We start from the raw sequence: 23,758 nt of genomic DNA, 5'->3' as shown, positions 1-23,758 counted from the left end.
CCACCACCCGGCCCCAAGAGGCCGACGAGGCGTGAGGCCGCACCTCCTGCGGTGGCTTCACCACTCCTTGCTCCTGATCCACATTCGGCTCCTGAAGAAAGGCACCCGATGACCATCAAGCACCCCTCCTTCACCGGCATGGTGTCGGTCGACGACACCGCACTGGCAGTGACCGACACCGGCGGACCCGGCCGTCCCGTGGTCTACCTCAACGGCTCCTACGCCGACCAGTCGCACTGGCGGCGCGTCATCGCCGACCTCGGTATCGGCTACCGGCACATCACCTTCGACGAGCGTGCCCGCGGCAAGTCGGAGTGCTCGGCGGACTACTCGTTCGAGGCGTGCGTCCGTGACATCGACGCCGTCCTCACGGCGAGGGGCGTCGACCGGCCGATCCTGGTGGGCTGGTCCTACGGCGCCATGCTCGCGATCCACTGGGCCGCTCGGAATCCGGACCGAGCCCTGGGGGTGGTGTCCGTGGACGGCGCGTTGCCGCACGAGTGGCTCGACGACGCCGCCCGGGAACATCTCCGGAAGCTGTTCCGCCGGCTGAGCCCACTGTTCCCGATCGGCCGTCGGCTGGGCCTGGCCGCACGGATGAGCGCCGCGCAGCATGCTGAGATCAACATCGAGATCAACGAACTCTACGCGCACAGCGCCCTCGATCCGGTCTTCGACCGGGTGACCGTACCGACCCGGTACGTGCTCGCCACAGGTGGCAACTTGGGCGGTGACCCGAAGTTGATGGAACAGATACGTGCCAACCTCGCCCCGGTGCTCGCCCGCAACCCGAACATCCGCGTGAGCGCGAAGGTCGAGAGCAACCACTCGAAGATCCTGAGCAAGGACTTCCGAGCCGTCGCCGACGCGGTTCGTGAGCTCGCCGCCACCCGGGACCACAAGGTCGGCTGAGCCGAGACGCTCGTGTCGAGACGGCCGCGTCGCAATGAAAGGCGGCTGTCTGAGTGTCTGGAGCAGCCGGAGGAGCCTGAGCTGGCGGCGGGGCCGAGGTGAGTGTTGCCGGTCAGCGACTGTGCCTGTCCGGCACCACCCACCACAGGAACCAGCAACAGGTCCCCAGAAGCAGCGAGTTGAAGATGATCCCCATCCAGGCCCAGAGGGGGAAGATCACGGTCACGGCGAAGAACAGCACCAAGTTCATCGCGAAAAACGCCAGCCACACCAGGGCGGTCGGCCACCGGGGGCGGCGGATCGCCGTGTTCAGCAGGGCCGCCACTACGGCCACGCCGAAGACGAGCACCTCCCGTGGGGTGCCGTCCCGGTGCGAGAGCACGTCGTTCCACGGCAGGATGAGGGTGCCGATCCAGACGAGGGCGAAGCAGGCCACGCCGCGTACCAGCAGGGCCGGGGACGGCCGCCGCCGTCCGGCGGGTGCGGCCGATGCCACAGGCGCGGCGTGTGGTGCAGGTGCGGCGGGTGCCGAGCCCCATGCGGAAGCAGGGGCCGACGACGCGGCGCGCGCGGGCGGCGCGTTGAACGGTGCCGGCGCCGGACCGAACGCCGGCGGGATCGGCACCTGCCCGGGCGGCGCGACCTCCGTCGGCACGGGAGCCTGGGCCTGACCCGGTAAGGGAATCCCGGTGGCCCCGTGGCCGCGGGAGAAGGCGTCCAGCGCCGTCAGCGCCTGCTCGGCGGTGGCTCGTTGCGTCGGGTCCTTCGTCAGCAGTGCCGCCAGCACCGGAGCCAGTGCCCCGGCCCGCTCCGGCACCTGCGGATCCTGCGTGACGATGGCGATGCACAGCGCGGTGAACGTCTCGGCGGAGAACGGCGGCCGGCCCTCGACGGCGGTGTACAGGGTGGCGCCCAACGACCAGAGGTCGGTGGCGGGTGTCGGGGGCCTGCCTTCCAGTTGCTCCGGGGCCATGTAGGCAGGGGTGCCGATGATCGTCCCCGAGTGGGTAAGCGCCATGGTGGCGTCCGACATGTGCGCTATGCCGAAGTCCGTGATGATCACGCGGTCGTCCATCAGCAGGACGTTGTCGGGCTTGAGGTCACGGTGGACGATGCCCGCGGCGTGGGCCTGGCCGAGGGCCTTCAGCATCAGGACGCCGATCTCGGCGACCCGCCGCACCGGCAGGTGTCCGTCCCGCGCCACGGCGGCGGCGAGGGACGTGCCCCTCACGTACTCCATGACGATGACGGGCGCGCCCTCGTGCTCGACCACGTCGTGCACGGTGATGATCCCCGGGTGGTTGAGTCGCGCGGCGGCCCGCGCCTCACGCATGACGCGCCGGAGCAGGACATCTCGCTGTTCGTCGCTCACACCCTGTGGGAGCGTGACCTGCTTGACGGCGACCTCCCGGCCCAGCGTCTCGTCACGGCCCCGCCACACACGGCCCATACCGCCCTGGCCGATCTGCTCCAGGAGCCGGTAGCGGCCGCCGATTATTTCCCCGCTCGCCTCTGCCATGGCGCATACCCTAGCCCCGTACCACGTCGGCGAGTCGGCCATTCGTCCAGCACGGAGGGAAGCCGAAGTGCGGGAGTGAGCGCGGCGCCTCACTCCCAGTCACTTCCAGCCGACCGGCGGCCCGTAACCCGGCACAGGCAATGTCGAGAACAGGTTCCCCTGATGCGGGGTGATCCCGCCCTTCTGCGGTAGTCCGGCAAAGGGCGGGACATCTATGCGGGCGGGACGATCGGCCCGCCCCGGCCTTCGTCGGCGAAGTGCCGTTCATCGACGGAGGGTGTTCGGCCGAGATGGCGCTGATGTACTCAAAGGCTGCCAACTCGAAGTGGTCGTCGCCGGTGGCACGTGCGTGGCCGACACACCACTCTCGGGCTTCACCAGAGGAGGCAGTATCGACACAGAACTCCCCGCAGACAAGGCACTTCCCCACGTGCCGCACGCTCCAGTCCGGGTCGATCCGGAGCGCCCATTCCTGCGGCCTCCTACGCCCCGTCATGACGTGCTCTCGGGACGCTCCGGAGCCTCGACGGCCGCCGCCTGCAACGCGTCGATGCACGCAGCCAAACCACGCTGCATCTCGGTGAGTTCTTCCTCGGTCAGCTCATCTACCCACGCCGTACGAGCCTTCAGTGCATCCCGCACGGCGTCGAGCTGGCGGTACGACTCCCGATACCTGACGTGCCGGTTCCACGCCTCCCTCCCCGGTCGCGCCACTGCGTCCAGGATGTCATCGCGCCGCCTTTCGGTGCGAATGACGACGCATCTCGATGTTGCAGTCGATCACCTTCGACTCGTCCCCGGCAGCACGGGCCGCCGCCCGCTGCCTCGCCAGAGCGCCGCACACGTCGCACCCGGCCACGGGCTCAGGAAACGGCAACGGAAACGAGTACCTCAGATGTACCGACCCACTCAGACTCGGCATCAGCACCCCACCTCGACCCCATGAATCCAACGCGGCCCCGCATCAACGCCGTACGTCGAGAACCACAACGCCCGGCGCCCCCCACGCTGTAACCGCCGCTCCGGGCGCTCCTGAGGCGTCAGGACGTACGGACAGAGGAAAGCCACGTCCTCTCCCCGCAGCATCCGCTGTTCGACGGGGACACGGGGGATCGTGAGGGTGGGGTGTCGGGGTGCCCGGGGGTGGGCGGTGCGTCGGCGGAACCATGCCGGCCCCGGGCGGGGAACAGCAGATCCAGCACCACTGCGATGATCCACGCGCTATGTTTGCGCATGTCGTCAACCTCCTAGCGGTTGGTGGCCACGCCCCCGGACGTCGCCGCGTCGCGGGGGTCTGCCTATGACGGAAACCTCATCCAACCGTTGGGGTTGATCTGAGAGAGGAGCCTCACGGGGGGCCAGGGAGGAGCCACACTGGAGTGGAGAGGGGGCCAGCACGTGAGTAATGACCGGCGACAGTGGTTCGGCGCGTACTTGGCACGGCTACGAAAGGATGCGCACAAGAGTCAACGGCAGTTGGCTGCGATGCTGTGCGATGTCTCCGGCACGCAGTCCCTCACGCGGAACGAGGTATCCCGCTGGGAGCGTGGAGGGCGCATCCCTGATTCCTGGCTCCAGTTCGTTGCGGAAGTCCTGGGTGTTCCCCTTGGGGAACTAGAGCGAGCGGCCAGCTACGCCCGAGGCGAATCGGACGGACCACCGTTCGGGGCCGCCGTGATCCTTGCTGAGCTGATCCCGCCAGGCGACTCACTAGGGCGCTTCTGATGGATCTCCGTGGAAGAAGGAGCGGCGCCTGGTGCGTGCGATCGCAAGGCGCCGGGATGTCTTCATAGCGGAGCTATGGGGGCATTTCGGCAACGCCGCGAGCGTGCGTGGCAGGCGCCGCGACGCCGCGGAGATCCATCAGAAGCGCCCTAGCGCCGCTCGGCACAAGGTCAGGCCGCCGCATCGGCCGGGAGGACGTAGCGACCCTTGCCGCCCGGGTACACGGCTTTCGGCTCGCCGATGACGTGCTGACCGGGGGAGACCTGATGACGCCTGTGTTCCGCGAGCTCAATGCCGCGATGCGGCAGTATCGCGAGAGCACCCACACAGAGGCGGTAGGCAGCGCTCTCCTGTCCCAGATTGGTGAACTGGCCCAAATCGCCGGTTGGATCGCCAGCGACGCCGGACAGCACGCCCAGGCTGAACGCGTTTACCGCATCGGTATCGACGCGGCACGACAGGCGGACAACGGCCCCTTGGTCGCGAACCTTGCGGGCAGTCTCGCCTACCAGTTCAGCAACACCGGACAAGAACGTGCGGGTCTTGATCTCTCCCGTGCCGCACTTGACGAAGCTGGGGCCGACGCTCCGGCCAAGACACGTGCACTGTTCTTCGACCGGATTGCGTGGGCTCACACACGCGTCGGAGAGGCGCAACCTGCCATGCAGGCTCTCGGGCAGGCACACGACGCACTAGCAGATGTCGACGTGGGAGCACCCACGTGGGCCTACTGGGTGAGCCGGGAAGAGCTTGAGGTGATGGACGCCCGGGTTTTCACCGAGCTACACCGTCCGTTGCGAGCCGTCCCGTTGCTGACCCATGTCCTCAGCCGCTATGACGCCACGCACGCCCGGGAAGTCGCCCTCTACCGGTCGTGGCTCGCCGTCGCTCTCGCTGACGCCAACGAACCCGAACAGGCGGCGGAGGAAGCCCGACGCGTTGTGATTGCTTCCACGGACATGGCCAGCGACCGCATCACGTCACGTGCTCGTGTTGTGCTCCACCGGCTCGAAGAGTTCAAGCAAGTCTCCGAAGTCGGCGACTTGCTTCATGACCACGGGCATCTGCTGTGCACATAGCTGTATACGCCAGCGTGGAACTCACGGCCTGACACAGCCCAACGGCCACCCTCCAACGTGACCGAGGGTGGCCGTTCGCATGCCCCGGACCGCAGGAATGGTTGATGGATGCAACCATGTCTCGGAATCTGGGGACTCTCTCTACTCCCGCACCGGCGAGGGGGGCGACGGCCTGATTTCCTGGTCCTGGGTGAGGGGGCCTCCGGGCCCCGTGCGGTGCCACCCGGCCCTATCGGTGTCGGTGCCGCGCGCGTCAAGCTGGGACCACAGGGTTCCTGTCGGGCCTCTCCGGCGGTCCGTCTCCGGAGGGAGATGAAGCATGAGCAGCAACGATCCGGGCAACCCGGTGATGGTCGGAGTCTCCCGTTCGTCGACGGCCGCGAGTGCGGTGGCCTGGGCGGCGGACGCCGCGGCGCGACGTGGCCGGGAGCTGTGCCTTGTGCATGCCCAGGAATGGCCCGCCGGAGCCGCGCCGAAGCATCGGCATGACGCGCCGGATCAGGTGTGGGCCTCGCATTTCCGGGCCGCGGGACGGGATCTTCTGCGGAACCACATGGACAGCGCGGCAGAGCAGGTGCCCGGCCTGCGGATCAGCACGCGTCTGGAGGACGGCGATCCGCCCGCCGTGCTGCGGGAGGCGGCGGAGGGCGCCGTCCTGCTGGTGATCGGTTCCCGTCAGGTGTCCGGCCCGGGGGAGGCGGTCACCTTCACCACGGTCGGCCGGTCCCTCGTCGGGCACCCTCCGTGCCCGGTGGTGCTGGTCGTCGGCGACACCGCGCGCTACGACCGGCTCGGCCCGGTGATGGTCGGCGTGGACGGTTCGCCGGCATCGGCGCCGGCGGTGGCCTTCGCCTTCGAGGAGGCGGCGTCGAGCGAGGCGGACCTGCTCGCGGTGCAGGTGCGACGGCCGCGCCGCGGCGACTGGCCGGAGGCCGTCGAGGAGTCCTTCGTCGACGTGTCGGAGGCACTCGCCGGGTGGCGCGAGAAGTACCCGCAAGTCGTGGTGCGGGAGAAGGTCGTGATGGGGCAGCCGGCGGTGCAATTGGCCCAGGAGGCCACCGCGGCACGCTGCCTGGTGGTCGGGTCCCGTGGCCTGGGCGGTTTCCGCGGGATGGTGCTCGGCTCCACCAGCCGCAGCTTGGCGCACTTCGCGCCGGGTCCGTTGGCGGTGGTGCCTCAGGGGGCCGGTACGGGCTGAGGGACGGGCCGGGGTCGCTTGTGCGTGTTGTGGTCGTCGGGTGGTGGTGTCAGCCGCCGGCGACCGAACCGGGTACCGTCCATGCGCGTTGAGACGTCCCTGGGGGCTTGTGCGTGACTATCTGCTGGTGCTGACCGTCACCGCCGCCGTCGATTTCGTGCCGACAGGGCCGGTACGGACGACAGCCCTCACGGTGGGCGCGGCCGCTCACACGCACCGGCAAGCTGGCCGGGGCGACGGCCCCGCTGAGAGCGTCTGCCGCCAGTGCTCGGCCGCCCGGGTCATGTCATGGGTGAGGTGCCGGAAGAACTCGCTCGTTGTGTGCAGCCGGGCCCCGACCGGCGTGGTGCTGCCGAACAGTTCGGCTCCCCGTTGGGTGAGTTCCGCCCACCTGACCATCGATTGGGTGCTGGCCTGCCACGCCTGGTACCCGGGGGAGTCGTCGATGAGGTACCGCTGTCGCCGGCCGTCGCGTTCGCGCCTGACCAGCCCCCGCTGTTCCAGCCAGCCGACGGCCTTGGAGACGGAGGCCGGGCTGACCTGTAGCCGGGCGACGAGCTCGGCGGAGCCGATGCTGCCGGTGTCGCTGGTGAACAGGCACGTCAGGACCCTGGCCATCATCGCCGGGACCCCGGTCTGGATCATCATCTCGACGAGCCCGTCCTCGAACTCGCGCTGTGCCTGTGGATCGCACCCGTCGATGCCCGTAGCGGGCGGCGTGCCGGGGTGCGGATCGCGGCGGCGGGCCCGCCACTTGGCGGCCTGCTGCGCCTGGTTCGCCCGATAGCCGCGAGCCCCACCGTTACGCGCGACCTCGCGGCTGATGGTCGACCCGGGCCGTCCCAGCCGGCGAGCTATCTCGGCGCAGCTGAGCCCTGCTGCCAGCCCGGCCGCGACATGCTGTCGCTCCTCGTACGTCAGACGACCTCCAGGCATCCTGCCCTCCCGTTCCACCGCCTCGTGACGATGCACGAACCGATGCGTTCAGCTGCATGTCATTGCATCGAACTTCTCGCTTCTACCTGCATTGATACAGGAGTTGGCTGGTGTCCATGCGAAATGCGGCCCTAGCTTTTCGCGTATCGCAAACGAAGCATGTGGAAGGAGCAGCCCGTTATGACCGCAGTACTGCCGACCCAGCGGCCGACCGGCCGTTCGACCCGCCCGAGGGACTGGCCGAGCTGCGCGCGCAGCGTCCACTCAGCCGGCTGAACTACCCGGACGGGCATGTGGGGTGGCTGGTGACCAGCCACGCCCTGGTCCGCGCGGTGCTGGCCGATGCGCGGTTCAGCGCCAGGGCCGAGCTGCGGCATCTGCCGTTTCCCGGCGCACCCGCCGGCAACCGGCCCTCACCACCGGGAATGTTCACCGCCATGGACGCCCCGGAGCACACCCGCTACCGCCGCCTGCTCACCGGCCAGTTCACCGTCCGCCGCATGCGCCAGCTCACGGATCACATCGAGGCCGTCACCGCCGAACACCTCGACGTGATGGAGGGGCACGGCGGCCCGGTGGACCTGGTGGACGCCTTGGCGCAGCCGATCCCGGCGCAGGTGATCTGCGAACTGCTCGGCGTGCCCTACGCGGACCGGGCCCGCTTCCAGGGGCATGCGCTGGACCTGTTCCGCCTGGACGCCGCGCCGGAGCGGATGGCGTCCGCGTACGCGGCGGTGCAGGAGTTCCTCGGCGAACTGGTGGCGGCCAAACGCGCCGAGCCCACCGAGGACCTGCTCAGCGGCCTGACCACCACCGACCTCAGTGACGAGGAACTGGTCAACATCGGCTTCGTGCTGCTCGGCGCCGGCCTGGACACGACCGCCAACATGATCGCGCTGGGCACCTTCGCCCTGCTGACCCGCCCCGACCAACTCTCCGCCCTGCGCACGGACCCGGGCATCGCCGCCCAGGCGGTCGAGGAACTGCTCCGCTACCTGAGCATCATCCCCGGCACGGTACGCACGGCGCTGGAGGACGTCGAACTGCACGGCCGGCTCATCAAAGCCGGCGAGTCGGTCACCGTCTCGATCCCCGCAGCCAACCGCGACCCCCAACGCTTCCCCGATCCCGACACCCTCGACCTGCACCGACCGGCCAGCGGACATGTGGCCTTCGGCCACGGCGTCCACCAGTGCCTGGGCCAGCAACTCGCACGCGTGGAGATGCAGGTGGTGCTCCCCGCACTGCTCACCAGATTTCCTACGCTGCGCCTGGCACTCCCGGCCCAGGACGTTCCCATGCGCACCGACATGCTCATCCACGGCGTGCATGAGCTGCCCGTCGCCTGGCAGATGTAGACGCGAGGGCAGCGACGCTGTGCCTGGTCACCGGAGCGTCATCGGGGATCGGCCGATCCATCGGGTGGTCGTCACCGTCCTTTGGGACGCGGCCCACCGCACCACCGCACCACCGCACCACCGGCCCCCAGTACCCGGGCTCGACGATGCGCTCCGCCTTCCACACCTTCCAGGGCTGGACCGCGCTGTCCGACATGGACGACGACCAGGGCAGGCCAGACCGCCATCGAGCCGGCTCAGAAGATTCCGGTACTGCCTGGGCGCGGTCCCGCGAAGGGAAAGGACATGGACACCCCACCGGCTCGGCCGGGGCGAGCGGCATGTCGGTGGGCCGATCGCGCGCCGAGGCCCCAGGATTGACCGGGTGAGAACGGGCAGCCCCCGCACCCCGGCGGGCAGACCCGTGGAACGAGGAAACCAGACGAGGTCCGCCATGCCCGTACACCGCGTCGGACTGGTCGTCCACCAGGGCCGGGACGCCTCCCGGGAAGCAGCCGACGTCGTGCACGCCTGGTGCGAGGCGCACGAGGTCCCCTGCACCGAGATCGACGTCTGGTCGGCGGATCAACACCGCCGTTCCGCGCGCGAGGAGGCCCGCGCGGCCGGCGACCCCGACCTGGTCGTCACCCTGGGAGGCGACGGGACTTTCCTGCGCGGCGCCCGGATCGCCGTGAAGACCGGTGCCACCGTGCTCGGTGTCGACCTGGGCAAGGTCGGCTTCCTCACCGAAGTGCCGGCCAGCGACATCACCACTGCCCTCGACGCCGTCCACGCCGGCCACGCCCCGGTCGAGGAGCGCATGACACTGACCGTGCGCGCCTCCCGCCTCCCGGATCTGCCCGCCGAACTGGAGGCACTCCTCTGCTACGGACGCGGCCCAGCCCTGCCGCCACCGCAGGCGCGACCGGAGAGCGCCGCGGGCGACGGCTGGGGTCTGCCGCTGGACGTCAACGCCCTGAACGACGTGGTGGTGGAGAAGCTCGCCCGGGACCACCAGGTCAGCGTCGGCGTCTACATTTCCGGCAGGCTGCTGGCCGCCTACTCCGCCGACGGCCTCGTGGTCGCCACGCCCACCGGTTCGACCGCCTACAGCTTCGCTGCCGGCGGCCCCGTGCTCTCCCCGCACATGGACGCCGTCGTCTTCACCCCGATCGCTGCCCACATGACCTTCAACCGCACCGTCGTCGCAGCCCCCGACGAACCGGTCGCGCTGCGCATTCTGCCGCACTCCGGCCGCGCCGCGGTCAGCATCGACGGCCAACTCCGGGGCGTCCTCGATCCGGGCGACTGGATCGGCGTCTACCGCGCCCCGCAACGCGTACGGCTCGTCCGCCTCCAGCCCACCGACTTCTACGGACGTCTGCGGGACCGCTTCCGGCTCACCGACGCGCCCGCCACCGCGGCCGACGGAGAGTCCGCCCCGTTCTTCCGCCCCGACTCCTGCGTCCCCCCGGACCTGGCGGGCCTGCGCCTGCCCCCTCCCACCGCAGCCCGCTGAACCTCTCCCCGCCGGGTAAAGGCGGCTTCATGATGCTGCACTCGGACATCGGAACCCTCGGAATGCCTGCCTGATCCCCTGTGTCATTGATGGTTGACGCGTTGCTGCTGAAGGCTGCTGATCAGTAGGTTTGCGCCATCATGAGGACGCGAATTCTGAGGTTCGGCTTGTATGCGGACGAGCAGGGGCTGGCCTGGGTCAGGGAACTCGTCGATCGGACCGTAGGTTCCCGGAGTGCCCGGATCATCACGGCGGATGTTGCACGCACCTATCCCGACAGCGACCTGACGACCGCTGAGATGTACGACTTTCTGGCGGAACAGTGGGCCTTTGAACATCCTGGTCAGAACAGTGGCGAGCGGGAAGCGGTCGAGCTGCGCGTCCACCTGGCGTGTTCCCTGCGGACATGGCGAGTGATCCGCAAGGCAGTGATCAAGACCTTGTGCCCGGAGGGAACAGCGCCCCACACTTGCCGTGTTCCATGGTGCGCCTGAGCGGGTGCACGGTTTTCGGCGAAGGACTGAAGCACCACAATGCCCCGCCGCCTTCGGTGGCACATCCCGTGAGCTGTTCCTCCGGCTGATCTCGGCTGCCTAGGCGCCCCAGTCTCCGGCAGCGGACCGCTGCCACTTGACGGCGACGGCGCCGTGAATGATCTACGGCACCGTGTTGACCTGCCCATTCTCCCTTGCGGTCGTTGCGTTTGCCGGGCACCGGCCGGCCCACTACGACGACCAGTCGGGCGTCGGCGTCGATGACCACCTGGTGGTTGGTGGAGTACCTGCGACGACCAGCAGGACCCGGTCCTCCAGTGGCAGGCCGCCTGGGGCGGCCCTTGCAGACCGGGTCCGCTCCTTCACGCCGCAGCGCGATGATCGGCTTGCTGAACTCCCGCGGGTTCAGACCGGTGAACGGGACCATCCACGACGGCTCCGGCGTCGTGAGAACACCAGCCACCCAAGATCATCTCACCTCAACGCAGCGATTCTTCAAGAGCATCGAGGCGACGTGCGAAGGCGTCGGGTGCCGCCGCGACAGTGCCCTTGCTGATGAGGTTCCCAGCCTCGTACTGCTCCTGCGCAACGTTGACCACCGTGTACGAGACCCTCGCACCCCGAGGCGCATCAGTCACTCGATATTCCCCCCGGTACCACCAGTCGCCCTGCATGACAGCTGTGAGGCAATGTGGGTAGACAGCGAACTTCGTGTGTCCGTCGTCGGGCGCAAGCTGGGGAACCAGGAGGTCGAAGACCTCGGCGGGATCGGCGGCCACCTCCCGCTCAAGTTCCAGCGGCACCGTGTGCAGTTCCGGCCTGGCGAGCGGGGCGCCACTCGCGTCAGCCACCTGATCGGTCATGCGGGCACCATAGCCATGCCGATCCACCCATGCACCAGCCTCACACGCAGTCGCGGGACAGCCCCTGAACTTGTTCTTTAACCTGATGCCGTGACGGCTGGTCGTGCCGTGGGGCAAATCGTGATGCGTTTCTGCGGCAGGCTCGTCAGACTCGTGGCATGACTGCGAAGATCACCCGCTTCAACCCCGACCGGTTACATGAGACGCCGGGCTATCACCACATCACCGTTGTGGAGGCCGGCCGAACGGCTTACCTGGCGGGGCAGTGCCCGCTCGATCCGTGTGGCTCCCTCGTTGGTCCGGGTGCCCTCGAGATGCAAGTCGACCAGGTCGTCGCGAACGCGCTCGCCGCCCTCGCGGCGGTGAATGCCCAGCCACAGCACGTGGTGCGTTCAGTGATCTACGTGCGGAGCGACGACAGGGAGGACCTGGGCATCGCCTGGGGCCGGCTTACCGCTTCCGTCCTCGGACCGGCGTTCACGTCCGCCAGCACGCTCTTGGGGGTTGCGCAGTTGGGCTTCGCTGGGCAGCTGGTCGAGGTGGACCTCACCGCCGCGCTGCCCGACTGAGCGGCGCCTGGTGCCTCGAACAAGGTCTCGAACTGCTTCGCCCGGATGGTCATGTGCCGGACGCCGGGGCGGCCTTCGCCTGATCACGGACTCGTCGTCCACACGGCTGACCGACAGCGCATGGCATTCGACGTCGAGGTTGCACTTGGCCTCAAGACCTCCGGAGCCGTCGAGAACGACCCGTGCCTTCGGTGAAGGAGTCATTGTCGCTTCCTGCGGATCGGTCGGCGTGACTGAGGGCATCCGTTGGCGGGCTTCGCCATCAGTATCGACCCGGCCCTGATGCGTGCAGGGACGTTGGGCTGGTGCCGGCAGGGGTGCGTGGACGCGAGCCGACAAGTGATCTCAGCATGCCGACTCCCGCCACGACCGCAGCCAGGTGAAGCACCGCAGCGACGGCGGGGTCTTCCGGCAAGGGGACGTCGTGCGGGTGGGCCAGTGCCACGAAGAGCGTGATGGGCAGTTTCCAGCTGCTCCACGCGAAGAGCGAGCCTGACCCGAGCCAACCGAGCATCAGCAGGCGCCGGTGGGGCCCTCGCGTAGGGTCTTGCTGGGCGAGCATCCAGACGGCGGCGGATCCGGCAAGGGCCCAGAGCGCACCCACGCCCGTCAGCAGGTACCCATTGGTGTCCCTCTGCGCCGGATGCGCGACTCCGAGGCTGCCACCAACTGCCCAATATGCCCAGACAAGACCGACGACGGCTGCGACGGCAGCGGCCCATGGCGCAGCCCTACCGCTGTCGTCCCCGACTCGCGCGGTGAAGGCTTCCGGCCAGCGCCGCCGCGGGTAGGCGGGGAGCGCAAGGGCCAGACCCAGCCCCATCCCGACAAAGCTGAACTGGATCAGTGCGCCTTCCCAGCCAGGCATGGCAGCGTCGTCGCCCCCGCTGTTCGGTGCGCCGCCGTGACCCGCATCCAGCACCGCACTGAGCACGGCGTAGGGCAAGATCGACACGAGGAACCCTGCTCCCGTCCAGGCACAGAAGGCCACCAGCCGCCCCGGTATCCGCATGCCCCAGGGCTGCACCAGGGCGAGCGACAGGGCGATGCCGATCCCCGCCATGCCGATGGTCACGGTGTTGAGGAGGAACCACTCGGTCAGGTTGAAACCCTGTCCGATCGGCGCCAGTCCCAGAAGTGAACCGACGACCCATGACACCTTGATCAACAAGTAGGGCGACATCGCCAGCGCCGCCCCGTATCCCGCGCATCGTCCAACCCGTTCCCAGCGTTCCACCCGGATACCCCTTCCTCGGCAGGACCTCCAGCCTCGGGCATCACCTTGCTCGTACACGTCCGCCACTGGGAGCGTCCACCTCCGCCGGACGGCGGAGCCCGACCTAGACCTCCGGGTGGACCGGGCACGCGAGCTGTCCTCACAAGCGCCCGGGGCCCAAAACCTAACCAACAGCGTCTGCATGAGGTGTGGCTCTTCCCGACAGCGCAAGCAGTGCTGCTCGGGACGGCGAATCGGGCTCTGCCGCGTACAGCAGCATCGTCAGTTCCTGGTCCGGTGGGGGCAGTCGCGTTGCCTGGAAGTGCAGTTCCAGCGGCCCGTACTCCGGGTGCTGGATGCGCTTGACGCCGTATCCCTTCCCCTCGACCTCCTGTGACTCCCACAGTCGGGCGAACTCCGGGCTTTGTTCTCGCAGTTCGCCGACCACCTCGCACAGCCGATCGCTGTCCGGGGTACGGCCGGCCTGGGCGCGCAGCTCGGCGACGACTTCGCGGCGGATCTGCGCCGCCTCCGGGTGCCTGGCCGCCACGTCCGGGTGGAGGAACATCAGCCTGGCGATGTTGCGTTCCTCCGGTGACTGCCGCGCGAAACCGTACAGCAGTTGCCCACCCAGCCGGTTGTACGCCAGCACGTCCATGGCGCGGCCGTAGATCAGGGCCGCGACGCCGTCCATCGCGTCGAGCACCGCGTGCAGGCCGGGCCGCACGACCTGGGGTGCCTCCCGGACCGGGCGGCACGCGGTCCCGCCGCGCGCTGCCCGGTGCACCACGTTCCGCAGGTATTCGTGCTCGGCCGCGGTCAACCGCAGCCCGCGGGTGAGGGCGTCCAGCACCTCCGGTGAGACGTTCCCGCCGCGGCCCTGCTCGATGCGTGTGTAGTACTCCACGCTGATGCCCGCCAGCCGGGCGGCCTCCTCGCGGCGCAGCCCGCGCACCCTGCGCCGTGTCCCGCCGGGCGGCAGGCCGACGTCGGTCGGGTCGAGGGTCGCCCGGCGGGCCTTCAGGAACGCGTTGATCTCCGGCTCAGCATGCATCGGACCATTTTCCGGCATGTCGGGTCCAGCCTGGCCCTGCGGGTACCAGGGTCGGCCGGGCCTGGCTGGTGTGGGCGCCGGCGGGCAGGGTGGATTCCGACACCAGGTACACGAAGGGCATGGGAGCAGGTATGAACCGCAGGATCCTCGGCGGCACCGGCATATCCGTCAGCGAGTACACCCTCGGCGCGATGATGCTCGGCGCATGGGGCACCAAGGATCACGACGAGGCCGTCCGCATCGTGCACACTGCCCTCGACGCCGGCATCAACACCATCGACACCGCCGACATGTACTCCGACGGCGAGTCCGAGGTGATCGTCGGGAAGGCCCTGAAAGGCCGCCGGGACGACGTCGTCCTCGCCACCAAGTTCCACAACCCGATGGGGCCGGACGCCAACCAGCGTGGCAACTCCCGGCGTTGGATCGTCCGTGCGGTCGAGGACAGCCTGCGCCGCCTCGGAACCGACTGGATCGACCTCTACCAGGTACACCGCCCCGATCCGAACACCGACATCGACGAGACCCTGTCGGCGCTGTCCGACCTGGTGCGCTCCGGCAAGGTCCGGGCGATCGGCTCGTCCACCTTCCCCACCGGGGAGATCGTCGAGGCCCAGTGGGTCGCCGAGAAGCGCGGTCATGTCCGCTTCCGCAGCGAGCAGCCGCCGTACTCGATGCTGGCCCGCCCCATCGAGCGGGACGTGCTGCCCGCCGTGCAGAAGTACGGAATGGGCGCGCTCACCTGGAGCCCTCTCGCGGGCGGTTGGCTGTCGGGCAAGTACGGCGGTCCCGACGGCGCAGCACCGAGCGCGGCCACCCGCTCAAGTTTCCTGCCACAGCTGTTCGACACGAGCCTGCCGGGCAACGCCGCCAAGCTCACCGCGGTCACCGAGCTGAGGAAGGTGGCCGCCGACGCGGGACTGACTCTGCCCGCACTCGCCACCGGGTTCGTCCTCTCGCACCCCGCGATCACCTCCGTGATCATCGGCCCCCGCACCCACGACCAGCTCACCTCGCTGCTGGACACCGCAGGAACGGTGCTCAGTGGCGACATCCTCGACCGCGTCGACGAGATCGTGCCACCCGGCACCGACCTCAACCACGACGTCACCCACTACGATCCGCCCGCGCTCACGGACAAGGCGCTGCGCCGCCGCTGACCGGGGCTGCCGGCACCCGCGTGGTGCGGCTCGACAGAGTCATGAGTGTGAGTGGGTCCACGCGGCCGTGCGGTGTGAGTGGCCGGCCGCCAGCAGGGTGGCGATCACGGTGTCGGCGTAGCGCAGCGTGTGGGGCTCGGCGACGCACACGCCCGCGACCATTCTGGCGGCGTCGCGGTGGGAGAGCAGCGCCGCGCGGGAGCGGCGGCTCAGTTCCTTGAGCCGGTCGGGGAACGCCTCGGGAAGCGGCTCGCCGAGACTGCGCGAGGAGTTCGTCGGAGGCCGTTTCGAGCAGGCGGTGCTGATGTCATCCAACGGCCCCGCGACCCGGGGGGAGTTCGTCCTCAGGAGGGAATGCGCGACCAGTGCGAGTACGCCGCCATCGATCCTGCTGGCGGTCTGCGCGCACGCCACCTGGCACGAGATCGCCGTGAGGAGAGGAAAGAGCTTGCGGTGCGACTCGCGCTTTCCTTCTGCTGGTTTTCCGGAGTCTGGCATGAGTCCGTCGTGTCGGTGGACGGAGCTGGTGTCGCCGTAGGAGTGGGCGCCGGCAGGGATTCCCCCAACGTCAGTGTGTTCGCCTCCAACTTGGCTTTCATTCGAAACGGTGTGCAGCCGTAATCCCCCGCAATCGTCCCGTCGTCACGGAACTCCATCCACGGATGGGCGAACCCGGGCCCCTCCACCTCTTGTCCGTCCACCGTGAGCGTGAAGCTGTCAAAGGTCCAGATCCCACCGAACAACCTGCCTCCGGGGGGCCTCCTGGCCCCTGCTTCGTGGGCGAAGCGGATGCCGTGGCACTCCACAACACGTCTTAGAGGTCCTAACAGAAGTGGTTGATCATGTGACTGTTGGTCTATCCGGTCGTTGGTCTGGTCGTGGGGAAACGTCAGTCGCGGCCGTGGATCGTGTCGGATGAACTGTGGGCCCTGATCGAGCCGTTGCTGCCCAAGCCGGGGCCGAAGCTGGTCGAGGGGCGGCCGAGGGTGCCGGACCGGCAGGCGTTGTGCGGGATCCTTTTCGTGCTGCACACCGGCATCCAGTGGGAGTTCCTGCCGCAGGAGCTGGGCTTCGGTTCGGGCATGACCTGCTGGCGGCGGCTGGCCGCGTGGAACGAGGCCGGGGTGTGGGATCAGCTGCATGTGCTGCTGTTGAAGAAGCTGCGGTCGGCGAAGAAGCTGGACTGGTCGCGGGCGGTGATCGACTCCTCCCATGTGCGGGCGGCCCGCAGGGGCCCAAAAGCGGTCCCAGCCCGGTCGATCGCGCACGGCCGGGCAGCAAGCACCACGTCGTCACCGATGCCCAGGGCATCCCGCTCGCGGTGTCGCTGACTGGCGGCAACCGCAACGACGTCACCCAGCTCCTGCCCCTGCTCGACAAGATCCCCGCCGTCGCCGGGGTTGTCGGCCGGCCCCGGCACCGGCCCGACGCGCTGTTCGCCGACCGCGGCTACGACCACGACAAGTACCGGCGCCTGCTGTGGCAGCGCGGAATCCGTCCCGTGATCGCGAGACGAGGCGAGCCACACGGCTCCGGCCTGGGCATCTTCCGGTATGTCGTCGAACGAACGATCGCCTGGCTGCACGGCTTCCGTCGCCTGCGCATCCGGTGGGAGCGACGGGACGACATCCATGAAGCCTTCCTCGGGCTCGCCACATGTCTCATCACCTACAGACATGTCCGACGCCTTTGTTAGGACCTCTTAGAGAGATGCGCATGCCCACCTAAACGTCATCCGTGGAGATCCAGTTCCACCGTCTTCCGTTGCAGCAACCCGGTTGTGCACAGTGGTAGATGACGGGTTCGCTCCGCCGCGGAGGACAGGTCAAACCGGGGAGCCGATCCGCGCTCCCCCCGGCGCCCCGGGGCGGAATGCATCGTGTGCATGTTTGCTGCCTCTGGCGCAACACGGCTTGTCCGGCTTCGCCCTCCGACGCGCCGCCCTCGGTCAGTTCCTACCCGTGCACAACCATGATGCGATCCGCGGGGATGGTGTGTATCAGGGTGTACGGAGTTGGCAAGCAGTGGAGGGTGTTGCTCGCGCGGGTCGGACTGGATGCCGACGAGGTCCATCGGGTAGCTCCGCGTAGGCGGCCGCTGGAGATTTCGCCCAGGTCGCTGCCAACCGGTATCCGAGCGAGTGTCTGGCCACGCTGAACGAGTTGGAGGACGAAGACGTCCGATCCGGCCCATCGTCGGTACGGTCAGTCGGCCCGGCCCGGCCCTCTCGGGTGCGGGACCGGGCACACCGATTCCCGGTGCCCGTGGCGGTGGTTCCGAATGCCGCGCTGCGGCGCAAATAGCCTTCCAGCCACCGGCGTTCCTCGCCTGGTCCCGCCTCTCGGCCCGCGTCTCGCATCCAACGGGCAGGCAGTCCGCGGACCCGCCCGAGGCCGGTCCGCGCTGCCAAGGCATACGTCTTCAGGCGTCGTCTTCGGGCATGCCGGCGGAGAGAAGTCGGCAGCTGTCGAAGTTCATCCCCCCCACAGGCAAGGCGGTCGGCGGCAGCGTCCGCTGCCGTGTCATACGTCGATCCGCTCGAAGATGTGCGGGTACGACACGATGTCGTCGGGAAACTCGGCGGCCATGCGCTGGAACTCCGGGCTGCCGAACGCCGTGGCGAGTGCCTCGGTCGACTCCCAGACCGCGACATTCATCAGGAGTTGGCTGTCCGCCGTTCCCTTGTGCATCTGCAGGGAGACGCATCCCGGCTGAGCCTTCATGAACGCCGCCTGCCTTCGAAAGAGGGTCAGGAATGCTTCGGCCCTCTCCTTTGGGACGAAGAAGGTGTTGGCCAGGACGATGGGTCCGGTCTTCTCCTTGAACTGCGCGAACATCGGTGTGTTCGGGTCCAGGCTCTGCAGCTTGGCCATCTTCGGTACGTCCTCTCGCTGTCGGTTGTCCCACGGCGTCGAGACCGGACACCGCCGTGTTGGATCCGGCGACGCTCACGACGCTCGCTTGTCCGTAGGGGTACGGCCTCCTGGGGACCGTTCCATCGTCCCGGCGTGAGCAGGCCGTGAAGTCAGCCGCAGTTCCCGTTCCGATGGGCGACTTCGGTCGGACCGCGCGAAGCCGTGTCAGACCTGGGGATGACACCGGATGCCGAGGGTGCGGGCTCGCGGCCAACGCGGGGGTGGTGACGTTCCGTCAATCTGTGGGAACCCAGCCGCAGATCGTCGGGCCGGTACCCCAGACGGGCATCAGCCCCGCAAGCTGCGATGGTCTTGGACCACGACCAGATGCGCGCCCCCTGAAGTGTGTTGCAGAAGGTGGTGAGGCGGGCATTTTCTTCGTATGGGTGGGGTGTTGAGGGCTCAGTCATCGTGGGTGGAGACGTTCACCGGGCTGCGGATCCGGAACGAACGGCGGTTTCGCCGACTGCAGCACGGTGAGCGCCGTCTTGCACGCTTCCGAGCGTGGCCGGCTCCCGGCGCCGCCCGCCGTCGGTTCGTCGTTCGCCATGGGGGAGACCTCCTGCGGTTGGCGGGCCGGGTCAGGAGAGCCAGTCCGTGTAGTGCGTGGGGGCGATACGGGCGTCGCCCTTGGTGGTGAGAACGTCGCCGTTGACGGCCGCGAACATGCCGGCGGTGCCGTCGGTGACGACGCGGCGACCGTCGGGGCGGGCGTTCAGGGTGATCCGTCCGAGGTCGTCGAGGGGGAAGACGTCGGGCCCACCGACGTTGAGAGTGCCGTTCAGGGGGGTGCCCGCGGCGACTTCGGCGACGGCGTCGGAGACGTCCTGGGCGGCGATCGGCTGGATCGGGGTGGTGGGCAGACGGACGACGTCACCCTCGGTGGTCCACGACAGGACCGCGGCGACGAACTCCATGAACTGGGTGGCGCGCACGATCGAGTACGGGACCGGCCCGGCCTTGAGGATGTCCTCCTGGAGGGTCTTGGCCCGGTAGTAGGCGAGGTCGGGTACCTGGTCCGTGCCGACGATCGAGAGGATGACGGCGTGCCCGACCCCGCCCTTCTGGCCGGCGGCCAACAGGTTCTCCATCGAGGTCCGGAAGAAGGCGAGGGAGGCGTCGTCGAACGTCGGGGAATTCGTCAGATTGACGATGACGTCGGCGCAGGCCACCGCCTCCTCCACACCCTGCCCAGTGATCACGTCGACGCCCGTGGACATGGCGTGCGGCACGGCCTCGTGCCCTGCCGCATTCAGCTTCTTCACGACCTGCGATCCGATCAGGCCCGTACCGCCGATCACTGCGAACTTCATCGGTCACCTCTCGTCGCGTACCGCTGGGTCATGCCCCAGCCTGCGACGGCGTGGTGTGTGGCGCACGCGGGCTGCGCCCGGGCAGCCGGCGCCCCCGTGACGTATACCCGGGCTGCTGAGCTCCGAGGCGGCACACCAGGTGGTGCTCCGGCTCGGCAGCGATCTGCCACCGTCAGGTCACCCAGGCCGCACGGACCGTAGCAGCCGAAGCGGTCCGGCTCGATCGAACATACGATGGTCGGGAGCGGGCTCGGGCAGCTCGTCGTGCCGGCCGTCGGGAGTACGCAGGGCGGAGGCGTATGGCACAGGCCACCGACGCAACGCGGACCGTCATCCTGACGGTGGACGACGACCCGGGAGTCTCCCGCGCCATCGCCCGCGACCTGCGGCGCCGCTACGGCGACGGCTACCGGATCGTACGCGCCGAGTCCGGCGGATCCGCCTTGGAGGCGCTGCGCGAGCTGAAGCTCCGCGGCGACCTGGTGGCCGTGATCCTCGCCGACTACCGGATGCCGCAGATGAACGGCATCGAGTTCCTCGAACAGGCCCTCGGTGTGTACCCGGGGGCGCGGCGCGTGCTGCTGACCGCCTACGCCGATACCGACGCTGCCATCGACGCGATCAACGTCGTCGACCTCGACCACTATCTCCTCAAGCCTTGGGACCCGCCCGAGGAGAAGCTCTACCCCGTCCTGGACGATCTCCTCACGGCCTGGCGGTCCAGCGACTACCGGCCGGTACCCGCGACCAAGGTGGTCGGGCACCGCTGGTCCGCCCCCTCCTCGCGGGCGCGCGAGTTCCTGGCCCGCAACCAGGTGCCGTACCGCTGGTACTCCTCCGACGAACCGGAGGGACAGCGGCTGCTGGCGGCGGCCGGGGCCGACGGCCTACGGCTTCCCCTGGTGATCACGCCGGACGGTACCGCGCTGATCGAGCCGGAGTCGACCGAACTGGCCGCCCACGTGGGGCTCGCGACCACGCCGACCGCCGCGTTCTACGACCTCGTCATCATCGGCGGCGGCCCGGCCGGACTCGGCTCGGCGGTGTACGGGGCCTCCGAGGGGCTGCGGACCGTACTGGTCGAGCGGTCGGCGACCGGCGGACAGGCCGGCCAGAGTTCCCGCATCGAGAACTACCTCGGCTTCCCGGACGGCGTGTCCGGTGCGCAGCTGACCGCTCGTGCCCGCCGCCAGGCGAGCCGCTTCGGTGCCGAGATCCTCACCGCTCGCGAGGTCACGGGGCTGGAGGTGAACGGTCCGGCGCGCGTCGTGCGCTTCTCCGACGGCTCAGCGGTCGCCGCGCACAGCGTCATCCTGGCGACCGGTGTGTCGTACCGGCAGCTGGAGGCGCCGGGATGCGACGAGCTGACCGGCTGCGGGGTGTACTACGGCTCGTCCCTCACCGAGACGTCGTCCTGCGAGGGCCAGGACGTGTACGTCGTCGGCGGCGCGAATTCCGCCGGGCAGGCGGCGGTGTACCTGGCACGGGGCGCGAAGTCGGTGACCATGCTGGTGCGCGGGGAGTCCCTGACAGCGTCGATGTCGTACTACCTGATCCAGCAGATCGACGAGGCCCCGAACATCACCGTGCGGCCCCGGACCGTCGTCGAGGAGGCGCACGGCGAGGAGCACCTGGAACGGCTGACCCTGCGGGATACCGTGACCGGCGCCACCGAAGTCGTCGATGCCCAGTGGATGTTCGTCTTCATCGGTGCCGCCCCGCTGACCGACTGGCTCGGCGGGACCGTGCTGCGCGACGAGAACGGCTTCATCCTCGCCGGACCGGATCTGACGCCGGACGGGCGCCCCCCTGCCGAATGGGCACTGGACCGGCCGCCCTACCACCTGGAGACCAGCGTCCCGGGTGTGTTCGTGGCGGGCGACGCGCGAGCCCGGTCCGCGAAGCGCGTCGCGTCCGCCGTGGGAGAGGGTGCCATGGCCGTGATGCTCGTCCACCGCTTCCTGGAGCAGTCATGAGCGCACAGGTCATGGCCTGCGACCCGCACGAGATCGGCTCGCTGTTCCTCTTCGAGAAGCTCTCCCCGGAGCAGCTCGGACGGCTGTGCTCCGAGGGACGGATGGAACGGTTCGAACCCGGCCCGGTGTACACCGAGGGCGACCCGGCGACCTGCTTCTACGTGATGGTCGAGGGAACCGTCGTACTGTCCCGCCGGGTCGGCGGCGACGATGTGGAGGTCAGCCGGACCTCGCAGCGCGGCGTGTACGCGGGGGCCATGCAGGCGTATCTGGGCGACCAGGTCCCGCAGACGTACATCAACTCCATGCGGGTGACCGAACCCACCCGGTTCTTCGTGCTGCCCGCCCGGTCGTTCGCGGACGTCATGCGGGAGTGGTTCCCGATGCCGACGCACCTGCTGGAGGGGCTCTTCTTCGGCTCCAAGAACACCCAGCGGGCCGTCGGCCAGCGGGAACGCCTGCTGGCGCTCGGATCGTTGTCCGCCGGACTCACCCACGAGCTCAACAATCCGGCCGCGGCCGCCGTCCGGGCCACCGCGGCGCTGCGTGAGCGGGTCGGCAGGATGCGGAACAAACTGGCGGTCATCGCCCAGGGCCGCTACTCCCGAGAGGCCCTGGTCGAGCTCATCGAGCTCCAGGAACGCACCGCCGAACGCGTCGCCAAGGCACCGGTGTTGACCCCTCTGGAGGCGTCCGACCGGGAGGACGAGCTCGCCGACTGGTTGGAGGAGCACGGCATCCCGGAGAGTTGGCGGATCGCGCCGGTCTTCGTCCAGGCCGGGCTGGACACGGACTGGCTGGACCAGGTCGCGGCGACCGTGGGCGAAGACGTCCTGCCGGGGGCGGTCGGCTGGCTCAGCTACACGGTCGAGACCGAGCTGCTGATGGACGAGATCGACGACTCCACCACCCGCATCTCCCACTTGGTGGACGCGGCCAAGCAGTACGCGCAGCTCGACCGCGCCCCTCACCGGGACGTCGACGTACACGAACTCCTCGACAGCACACTACTGATGCTGTCCGGCAAGATCGGCCCCCGGGTGAGGGTGGTCAAGGACTACGACCGCTCCCTCCCCGAAGTACCCGCCTACCCGGCGGAACTCAACCAGGTGTGGACCAACCTCATCGACAACGCGGTGGCCGCCATCGGCAGCACGGGCCACGACGGCACCCTGACGGTCCGCACGGCCAGGGAAGGCGACCGACTCCTCGTGGAGTTCCGCGACACCGGCCCCGGCGTCCCCGAGGACATCCGCAGCCGCATCTTCGACCCCTTCTTCACCACCAAGCCCGTCGGGGAGGGCACCGGCCTCGGCCTCGACATCTGCTGGCGGATCGTCGTCAACAAGCACCACGGCAGCCTCCAGGTCGAGTCCGTACCGGGCGACACGCGATTCCAGGTGCTGCTGCCGCTGACCGCCCCCGAGGCCGAGGCCGAGGCCGAAACCACGACCACCGAGGAGTCCGTATGACCGACATCGACGGCATCGCGGCGGGCGTCCCGCCCAGCAGTACCGGCTGCGCGGACTGCGACGCAGCGGGGGGCTGGTGGTTCCATCTCCGACGCTGCGCGCAGTGCGGCCACATCGGCTGCTGCGACTCGTCACCGGCCCAACACGCCACCGCCCACTGGAAGTCCTCTGGGCATCCCGTGGTGCAGAGCTTCGAGCCGGGTGAGGAGTGGTACTGGAACTACGCCACCGACGTGCTGTACGAGTCCGGGCCCGAACTGGCCCCGCCGACCAGCCACCCGGCCGCCCAACCGACCCCGGGACCGGCCGACCGTGTCCCGCAGAACTGGCCGGACCTGCTCCACCCCTGAGAACCGGCGGCGGGATGACTGGAATGGACATACACACGCCCATCTGTGGCTTGAACAAGGGTGCAGGCTCTGCCGGTCACCCAACAGCCCGACCGCAGCGCGCCGCTCTCCAGCCGGCTGTGCTCGTCACCATGCGTCACTCGGACCCCAG

The 23,758-nt window shown here is 68.9% G+C and carries 23 protein-coding genes and 1 pseudogene; 12 read left to right on the top strand and 12 right to left on the bottom strand.

Features of this window, described 5'->3' with window-relative positions; all coding sequences use genetic code 11:
• Positions 1-108: 108 nt before the first annotated feature.
• Positions 109-912 carry an alpha/beta fold hydrolase gene (locus tag SNOUR_RS01910; RefSeq protein WP_067343271.1) on the top strand — a complete coding sequence of 268 codons (804 nt, stop codon included), beginning with the start codon at positions 109-111 and terminating at the stop codon, positions 910-912.
• Positions 913-1,024: 112 nt separating this feature from the next.
• Here SNOUR_RS01910 and SNOUR_RS01905 read toward each other — a convergent pair whose 3' ends face one another.
• From SNOUR_RS01905 to SNOUR_RS47820, 3 genes are read right to left on the bottom strand one after another with little or no spacing between them, the layout of a single operon-like run.
• Entirely contained in the window at positions 1,025-2,431 is a 1,407-nt protein-coding gene (locus SNOUR_RS01905; RefSeq protein ID WP_067343269.1) for a serine/threonine-protein kinase, read from the bottom strand.
• A 10-nt stretch (positions 2,432-2,441) separates the two neighbouring features.
• Complete coding sequence (locus SNOUR_RS49555) at positions 2,442-2,927, bottom strand: DUF7848 domain-containing protein (protein ID WP_446677939.1); 486 nt, start codon at positions 2,925-2,927, stop codon at positions 2,442-2,444.
• On the bottom strand, positions 2,924-3,073 hold the full coding sequence (locus SNOUR_RS47820; RefSeq protein ID WP_312631686.1) for a hypothetical protein: 150 nt from the start codon (positions 3,071-3,073) through the stop codon (positions 2,924-2,926). The genes SNOUR_RS49555 and SNOUR_RS47820 overlap by 4 nt, the downstream gene beginning before the upstream one ends.
• A 756-nt stretch (positions 3,074-3,829) precedes the next feature.
• Here SNOUR_RS47820 and SNOUR_RS42330 point away from each other — a divergent pair.
• The 3 genes from SNOUR_RS42330 (at position 3,830) to SNOUR_RS01890 (ending at position 6,433) form a co-directional block, all read left to right on the top strand.
• Positions 3,830-4,156 carry a helix-turn-helix domain-containing protein gene (locus SNOUR_RS42330; RefSeq protein WP_099055640.1) on the top strand — a complete coding sequence of 109 codons (327 nt, stop codon included), beginning with the start codon at positions 3,830-3,832 and terminating at the stop codon, positions 4,154-4,156.
• 107 nt (positions 4,157-4,263) lie between these two features.
• Positions 4,264-5,235 (top strand): NsdA family TPR-like regulatory protein, encoded by a 972-nt coding sequence (locus tag SNOUR_RS01895; RefSeq protein ID WP_512700978.1) that lies wholly within the window; start codon positions 4,264-4,266, stop codon positions 5,233-5,235.
• Between the two features lie 319 nt (positions 5,236-5,554).
• Complete coding sequence (locus tag SNOUR_RS01890; RefSeq protein ID WP_067343265.1) at positions 5,555-6,433, top strand: universal stress protein; 879 nt, start codon at positions 5,555-5,557, stop codon at positions 6,431-6,433.
• Between the two features lie 207 nt (positions 6,434-6,640).
• Here SNOUR_RS01890 and SNOUR_RS01885 read toward each other — a convergent pair whose 3' ends face one another.
• Positions 6,641-7,369, bottom strand: coding sequence for a helix-turn-helix domain-containing protein (locus SNOUR_RS01885; protein WP_067357549.1), 729 nt, complete (start codon positions 7,367-7,369; stop codon positions 6,641-6,643).
• A gap of 161 nt (positions 7,370-7,530) precedes the next feature.
• Between SNOUR_RS01885 and SNOUR_RS01880 the strand changes: the two genes are divergently transcribed.
• Both SNOUR_RS01880 and SNOUR_RS01875 read left to right on the top strand, forming a co-directional pair.
• The gene (locus SNOUR_RS01880; RefSeq protein ID WP_312631679.1) at positions 7,531-8,727 is read left to right on the top strand and encodes a cytochrome P450; all 1,197 of its coding nucleotides are present in this window, start codon (positions 7,531-7,533) and stop codon (positions 8,725-8,727) included.
• Between the two features lie 433 nt (positions 8,728-9,160).
• Positions 9,161-10,225, top strand: a complete 1,065-nt coding sequence (locus SNOUR_RS01875; RefSeq protein ID WP_067343262.1) for an NAD(+)/NADH kinase — start codon at positions 9,161-9,163, stop codon at positions 10,223-10,225.
• An 83-nt stretch (positions 10,226-10,308) separates the two neighbouring features.
• Here the strand turns inward: SNOUR_RS01875 and SNOUR_RS45935 are convergent, their stop codons facing one another.
• From SNOUR_RS45935 to SNOUR_RS01865, 3 genes and pseudogenes are all read right to left on the bottom strand, one after another.
• On the bottom strand, positions 10,309-10,611 hold the full coding sequence (locus SNOUR_RS45935; RefSeq protein ID WP_159425772.1) for a hypothetical protein: 303 nt from the start codon (positions 10,609-10,611) through the stop codon (positions 10,309-10,311).
• A 271-nt stretch (positions 10,612-10,882) separates the two neighbouring features.
• Positions 10,883-11,182, bottom strand: a pseudogene (locus SNOUR_RS47815) (hypothetical protein); the annotation flags it as partial.
• A 16-nt stretch (positions 11,183-11,198) separates the two neighbouring features.
• The gene (locus SNOUR_RS01865; RefSeq protein WP_067343258.1) at positions 11,199-11,582 is read right to left on the bottom strand and encodes a hypothetical protein; all 384 of its coding nucleotides are present in this window, start codon (positions 11,580-11,582) and stop codon (positions 11,199-11,201) included.
• Positions 11,583-11,740: 158 nt separating this feature from the next.
• On the opposite strand from SNOUR_RS01865, the gene SNOUR_RS01860 reads away from it, so the two are divergent.
• Entirely contained in the window at positions 11,741-12,151 is a 411-nt protein-coding gene (locus SNOUR_RS01860) for a RidA family protein (protein ID WP_067343257.1), read from the top strand.
• 262 nt (positions 12,152-12,413) lie between these two features.
• Here SNOUR_RS01860 and SNOUR_RS01855 read toward each other — a convergent pair whose 3' ends face one another.
• Positions 12,414-13,388, bottom strand: a complete 975-nt coding sequence (locus SNOUR_RS01855; protein ID WP_067343255.1) for a hypothetical protein — start codon at positions 13,386-13,388, stop codon at positions 12,414-12,416.
• Between the two features lie 163 nt (positions 13,389-13,551).
• Positions 13,552-14,421: a helix-turn-helix transcriptional regulator gene (locus SNOUR_RS01850; RefSeq protein WP_067343253.1), complete on the bottom strand. Its 870-nt coding sequence runs from the start codon at positions 14,419-14,421 to the stop codon at positions 13,552-13,554.
• 131 nt (positions 14,422-14,552) lie between these two features.
• On the opposite strand from SNOUR_RS01850, the gene SNOUR_RS01845 reads away from it, so the two are divergent.
• Positions 14,553-15,581: an aldo/keto reductase gene (locus SNOUR_RS01845; protein WP_067343252.1), complete on the top strand. Its 1,029-nt coding sequence runs from the start codon at positions 14,553-14,555 to the stop codon at positions 15,579-15,581.
• 39 nt (positions 15,582-15,620) lie between these two features.
• On the opposite strand, the gene SNOUR_RS42320 is transcribed toward SNOUR_RS01845, so the two are convergent.
• The gene (locus SNOUR_RS42320) at positions 15,621-16,079 is read right to left on the bottom strand and encodes a TetR/AcrR family transcriptional regulator C-terminal domain-containing protein (RefSeq protein ID WP_079142064.1); all 459 of its coding nucleotides are present in this window, start codon (positions 16,077-16,079) and stop codon (positions 15,621-15,623) included.
• A 380-nt stretch (positions 16,080-16,459) separates the two neighbouring features.
• Between SNOUR_RS42320 and SNOUR_RS42315 the strand changes: the two genes are divergently transcribed.
• Positions 16,460-17,277, top strand: a protein-coding gene (locus SNOUR_RS42315) for an IS5 family transposase (protein WP_162494992.1) whose coding sequence is annotated in 2 segments (ribosomal slippage) — positions 16,460-16,811 and positions 16,811-17,277 — 819 coding nt in all. Because the reading frame shifts where the segments join, the coding sequence is not laid out codon by codon here.
• An 826-nt stretch (positions 17,278-18,103) separates the two neighbouring features.
• Here the strand turns inward: SNOUR_RS42315 and SNOUR_RS01825 are convergent.
• Together SNOUR_RS01825 and SNOUR_RS01820 are read right to left on the bottom strand one after the other, a co-directional pair.
• Positions 18,104-18,454: an antibiotic biosynthesis monooxygenase family protein gene (locus tag SNOUR_RS01825; RefSeq protein ID WP_067343247.1), complete on the bottom strand. Its 351-nt coding sequence runs from the start codon at positions 18,452-18,454 to the stop codon at positions 18,104-18,106.
• Between the two features lie 623 nt (positions 18,455-19,077).
• Positions 19,078-19,809: an SDR family oxidoreductase gene (locus SNOUR_RS01820; protein ID WP_067343245.1), complete on the bottom strand. Its 732-nt coding sequence runs from the start codon at positions 19,807-19,809 to the stop codon at positions 19,078-19,080.
• 299 nt (positions 19,810-20,108) lie between these two features.
• Between SNOUR_RS01820 and SNOUR_RS01815 the strand changes: the two genes are divergently transcribed.
• Genes SNOUR_RS01815 through SNOUR_RS01805 form a run of 3 tightly spaced genes read left to right on the top strand, consistent with a single transcriptional unit; the run spans position 20,109 to position 23,607 of the window.
• Positions 20,109-21,785 (top strand): NAD(P)/FAD-dependent oxidoreductase, encoded by a 1,677-nt coding sequence (locus SNOUR_RS01815; RefSeq protein WP_067343243.1) that lies wholly within the window; start codon positions 20,109-20,111, stop codon positions 21,783-21,785.
• Positions 21,782-23,257 (top strand): ATP-binding protein, encoded by a 1,476-nt coding sequence (locus tag SNOUR_RS01810; RefSeq protein WP_067343241.1) that lies wholly within the window; start codon positions 21,782-21,784, stop codon positions 23,255-23,257. The genes SNOUR_RS01815 and SNOUR_RS01810 overlap by 4 nt, the downstream gene beginning before the upstream one ends.
• Positions 23,254-23,607: a UBP-type zinc finger domain-containing protein gene (locus SNOUR_RS01805; protein WP_067343239.1), complete on the top strand. Its 354-nt coding sequence runs from the start codon at positions 23,254-23,256 to the stop codon at positions 23,605-23,607. The genes SNOUR_RS01810 and SNOUR_RS01805 overlap by 4 nt, the downstream gene beginning before the upstream one ends.
• Positions 23,608-23,758 lie beyond the last annotated feature (151 nt).

The sequence above is a fragment of the Streptomyces noursei ATCC 11455 genome, from assembly GCF_001704275.1.
Taxonomy (GTDB): Bacteria; Actinomycetota; Actinomycetes; order Streptomycetales; family Streptomycetaceae; genus Streptomyces; species Streptomyces noursei.
Note: the sequence above shows the minus strand (reverse complement) of the source record. Positions and strands in the feature narration are given on the sequence as shown.